Origin of the sequence: Thiohalophilus sp. (assembly GCF_031581315.1) — a bacterium.
Taxonomy (GTDB): domain Bacteria; phylum Pseudomonadota; class Gammaproteobacteria; order UBA6429; family Thiohalophilaceae; genus Thiohalophilus.
Genome location: NZ_JAVLAZ010000026.1, coordinates 17,319 through 21,563, shown reverse-complemented (window position 1 = coordinate 21,563; position 4,245 = coordinate 17,319). Strand labels below are relative to the sequence as shown.

Annotated in this window: 3 protein-coding genes and 1 pseudogene; all 4 read left to right on the top strand. The window is 57.0% G+C overall.

The features are described 5' to 3' along the window. A pseudogene (gene prfC, locus RI563_RS05600) lies at positions 1-405 on the top strand (peptide chain release factor 3); the annotation flags it as partial. Between the two features lie 61 nt (positions 406-466). Continuing rightward, entirely contained in the window at positions 467-2,635 is a 2,169-nt protein-coding gene (locus RI563_RS05595) for an AMP-binding protein (RefSeq protein WP_310693375.1), read from the top strand. A 59-nt stretch (positions 2,636-2,694) separates the two neighbouring features. Next, positions 2,695-3,966, top strand: a complete 1,272-nt coding sequence (locus RI563_RS05590; protein WP_310693374.1) for an MFS transporter — start codon at positions 2,695-2,697, stop codon at positions 3,964-3,966. A gap of 57 nt (positions 3,967-4,023) precedes the next feature. After that, the gene (locus tag RI563_RS05585) at positions 4,024-4,239 is read left to right on the top strand and encodes a DUF2970 domain-containing protein (RefSeq protein ID WP_310693373.1); all 216 of its coding nucleotides are present in this window, start codon (positions 4,024-4,026) and stop codon (positions 4,237-4,239) included. The last annotated feature ends 6 nt before the right edge of the window (positions 4,240-4,245 follow it).

The window sequence follows — 4,245 nt, the reverse complement described above, 5'->3', positions numbered from 1 at the left end:
GAACTGTTCCGCCGGGTCCGTTTACGCGATCCCATGAAAAACAAGGCCCTGCAAAAAGGGCTGGATCAGCTCAGCGAGGAGGGCGCCTCGCAGGTTTTTCGCCCGCTCAATAACAACGACATCATCGTCGGCGCGGTGGGCGTGCTGCAGTTTGACGTGGTGGCCTTTCGCCTGAAAGAAGAGTACAACGTGGAATGCAGTTTCGAGGCGGTCAATGTGAATACCGCCCGCTGGGTCATCTGCAATGATGAGAAGATGCTCAACGAGTTTCGTAAAAAAGCCGCGGATAACCTGGCACTGGATGCCTCGGGCAGTCTGACGTATCTGGCGCCGACACGGGTCAATCTGGATCTGACCATCGAGCGTTGGCCGGATATCGAGTTCCACGCCACGCGTGAACATTAACCTGCCGGCGCCGGGGTAAAAGCCCTTTACAAACCGGGCAGTGACCCGGTATCAATAGCGGATGCGAACGTTACTCAAGATTGTTTTCCGCGCCCTGCTCAGGTTGCTCTATCGGGTCGAGGTGCAGGGGCTGGAAAACCTGCAGCAGGCCGGTCCGCGCACTTTGCTGATAGCCAACCATACCTCCTTCCTCGACGCTCTTTTGCTGACGGTATTTCTGCCACGCGAGTTGAGTTTTGCCATCCATACCCGCATGGTCAATCAGTGGTTCATACGTCCGTTCAAACCACTGGTAACATTGTTTGTGATGGACCCGACCAGTCCGTTTTCCCTCAAATCGCTGATCCGCCATATGCAGGACGATCACAGCGTGGTGCTGTTTCCCGAAGGACGGATCACCGTGACCGGGGCGTTGATGAAGATCTATCACGGCCCGGGACTGGTGGCGGACAAGGTTGATGCCGATGTATTGCCGGTGCGCATCGATGGTGCCCAGTATTCGCCTTTCTCCCGCCTGCGCAAGCGGATCCGGGTGCGCTGGTTTCCGCGCATTACCCTGACCGTTCTGCCGCCGCGTAAGATCAAGGCGCCAGCCGAGGTGCGTGGGCGCGCGCGGCGCATCTATGCCGGCGAGCGACTGACCGACATCATGACCGAGATGATGTTCGCCACCAGCCATTACCGTTGCACGATTTTCGATGCATTACTCGATGCGCAACGGATTCACGGCGGCCGGCACAAGATCGCTGAGGATTTTGAGCGGGTACCAATTAACTATCGCCAGCTGATTCAGCGCAGTTTTATCCTGGCGGACGCGCTTGCTGAGCGAACCCGGCGCACAGAGAATGTCGGTATTCTGTTGCCCAATACCACTGCAACATTGATCACCCTGTTTGCACTGCAGATCTATCAGCGGGTGCCTGCACTGCTCAATTATTCCGACGGGGTCAAAAACCTGCTCGAGGCCTGTCGCATCGGGCGCATCAACACGATCTATACCTCGCGCCAGTTTGCCGATTATGTCCACCTGCATGAGCTGCTCGGCGAACTGGGTCGGCAAGTGAAGGTGATTTACCTCGAAGAGGTGGTCAGTGGCCTTCGCTGGCTGCATAAACTGCGCGGCCTGTTCGCGGCCTGGTTTCCGAGGCTGGGATATCGCGGTCGTGCCGGTGAGGCCGGGCCGGATGATCCGGCAGTGCTGCTGTTTACCCCCGGCTCCGAAGCCAAACCCAAAGGTGTGGTTCTGTCACATGCCAATCTGCTTGCCAACTGTTCGCAACTGGTCAGCCGTACCGATTTCAGCTCGCGGGATGTAGTCCTCAATACCATGCCGATGTTCCATGCCTTCGGCCTGACCTGTGGCACGGTGTTGCCGGTGATATCCGGGGTACGGGTCTTCTTCTATCCCAACCCATTGCACTATCGTATCGTTCCCGAGATCGCCTACGACATCAATGCCACCATTCTGTTTGGTACCGACACGTTTCTGGCCGGCTATGCGCGCTTTGCCCATCCCTATGATTTTTACAGCATTCGTTATGTGTTTGCCGGGGCGGAGAAACTGCAGGCGTCGACCCGCCGTATGTGGAGTGAGCGTTTCGGCGTACGTATTTTCGAAGGCTATGGTGCGACCGAAACCAGTTCGCTGATCGCCATCAACACCGCGATGGAAAATCGCCCCGGTACGGTGGGTCGGTTACTGCCGGGTATGGATTACCGACTGGTGGCGGAGCCGGGCGTGGAAGCCGGCGAACGTCTGTGGGTGAAAGGCCCCAACGTGATGCTCGGTTACCTGCAACCCGAACAACCGGATACGCTGCAGCCACCGGCCACCGCGGCCGGGCAGGGATGGTATGATACCGGCGATATCGTCAGTATGAATGAGCGGGGGTTTTTGACCATCATTGGCCGGGTCCGGCGTTTTGCCCGGGTCGATGGCGAGACGGTCTCGCTGGCACAGATAGAGGAATTCGTCAGTCGCGTCTGGCCGCATGCAATGCATGCGATTATCCATGTGCCCGATGCCGGGCAGGGGGAACAGCTGGTACTGATCACGACCCGGGCGCAACCGCAACGCCGTGAGCTTCTTGAGGCCGCGCGTGAGCAGGGTATCCCCGAAGTCGGCCTGCCGCACAGGCTGGTCTCTGTACCGAAGCTGCCGCAACTGGGCAGTGGCAAGATCGATTATCGGCAATTGCAACGGCAATACGGTCAACCGCCAGAGGGATGATCGGTACCGGCAGGGCACGGGCCTTGCGGGAATAACAACAAACGTAAAACGAGACCGGCATGTGGAAACTGCTCACTGAAAAGAAAGTACTTTCCTGGGCTTTGTATGACTGGGCCAACTCGGCTTTTGCCACGGTGATGCTGGCGGGATTGTTTCCGGTCTTTTTCAAGCAATACTGGAGTGCGGATCAATCGGCCACCACCAGTACCTTTCATCTGGGTGTGGCCAACTCGATTGCCGGTATCGTGATAGTCCTGCTCGCGCCAATCCTCGGCGCCATCGCCGATGCCGGTCAGGCCCGCAAGCGGCTATTACTCTCTTTCGCCGCGCTGGGCATGATTATGACGGCCAGCCTCTACGGGGTGGCTCAGGGCGCCTGGCTGGCCGCAGCCACGTTGTATGCGCTTGGCGTGATCGGTTTTATGGGCAGTGTTATTTTCTATGATGCCCTGATCGTCAAGGTAACCCGGCCGGAACATTACGATCTGGTCTCCGGTTACGGTTTTTCGCTGGGTTATCTGGGTGGGGGACTGTTATTTTCACTTGATGTGCTGATGACTCTCTATCCCGCCTGGTTTGGTTTTGCCGATGCCAGCGAGGCGGTCCGCTTCGCCTTTATCACCGTGGCTATCTGGTGGGCGGTGTTTACCCTGCCACTGGCGTTTAATGTGCCGGCCGATGAGGGATTGCGAATGCCGGTTTTCAAGGCGATACGCGGTGGCTTTCGGCAGTTGCGCCATACCTTTGCCGAAATTCGCCGACTGAAGGTGGTATCCCTGTTTTTGCTGGCTTACTGGTTGTATATCGACGGGGTCGATACGGTGGTGCGCATGGCAGTGGATTATGGGATGTCGATCGGCTTTGACAGTAACGATCTGATCGTCGCTTTGTTAATTACCCAGTTCGTCGGGTTTCCGGCGGCGCTGTTGTTCGGTATTCTCGGTAACAAGATAGGCGCCAAGGCAGGCATACTGATCGCATTGGGCGTCTATTTTATCGTCACCACCTGGGCCTATTTCATGCAGGAGGTGTACGAGTTCTATCTGCTGGCGGTGGTGATCGGCCTGGTACAGGGGGGTGTGCAGTCTCTGAGTCGGTCGCTGTACGCACGCATCATCCCGCCGGACAAGTCGGGCGAGTTTTTCGGCTTTTACAACATGATGGGCAAGTTTGCAGCGGTGATCGGGCCGGTGCTGATGGGGTCGGTGGCCGTTCTGACCGACAGTTCGCGGCTGGCGATCCTTTCGGTGACAGTGTTGTTTCTGATCGGCGGTATCCTGTTGCTGATGGTGGATGTGAAAGAAGGCGAGCGCATGGCGCGGCAGTTATGAGATGGATGATACAATCAGATCTGGAATCCAGAATAGTCAAAGAAGGTAGGTGTTGTAGTGGATAACGATAACAACCAGGCTCCAAGCTTGTGGGATGTTGCCAAGAGCGTCATGGCGGGGTTTCTTGGTGTGCAGAAAAGCAAGCATTACGAGCGGGACTTTACCCATGGCAAGCCCTGGCAATACATCACGCTGGGCCTTATCGGCGTGGTGATCTTTATTGCCGTGATCATCGGGGTCGTCAGGCTGGTGCTGTCGCTGGCCGGCGTATAAATAAGT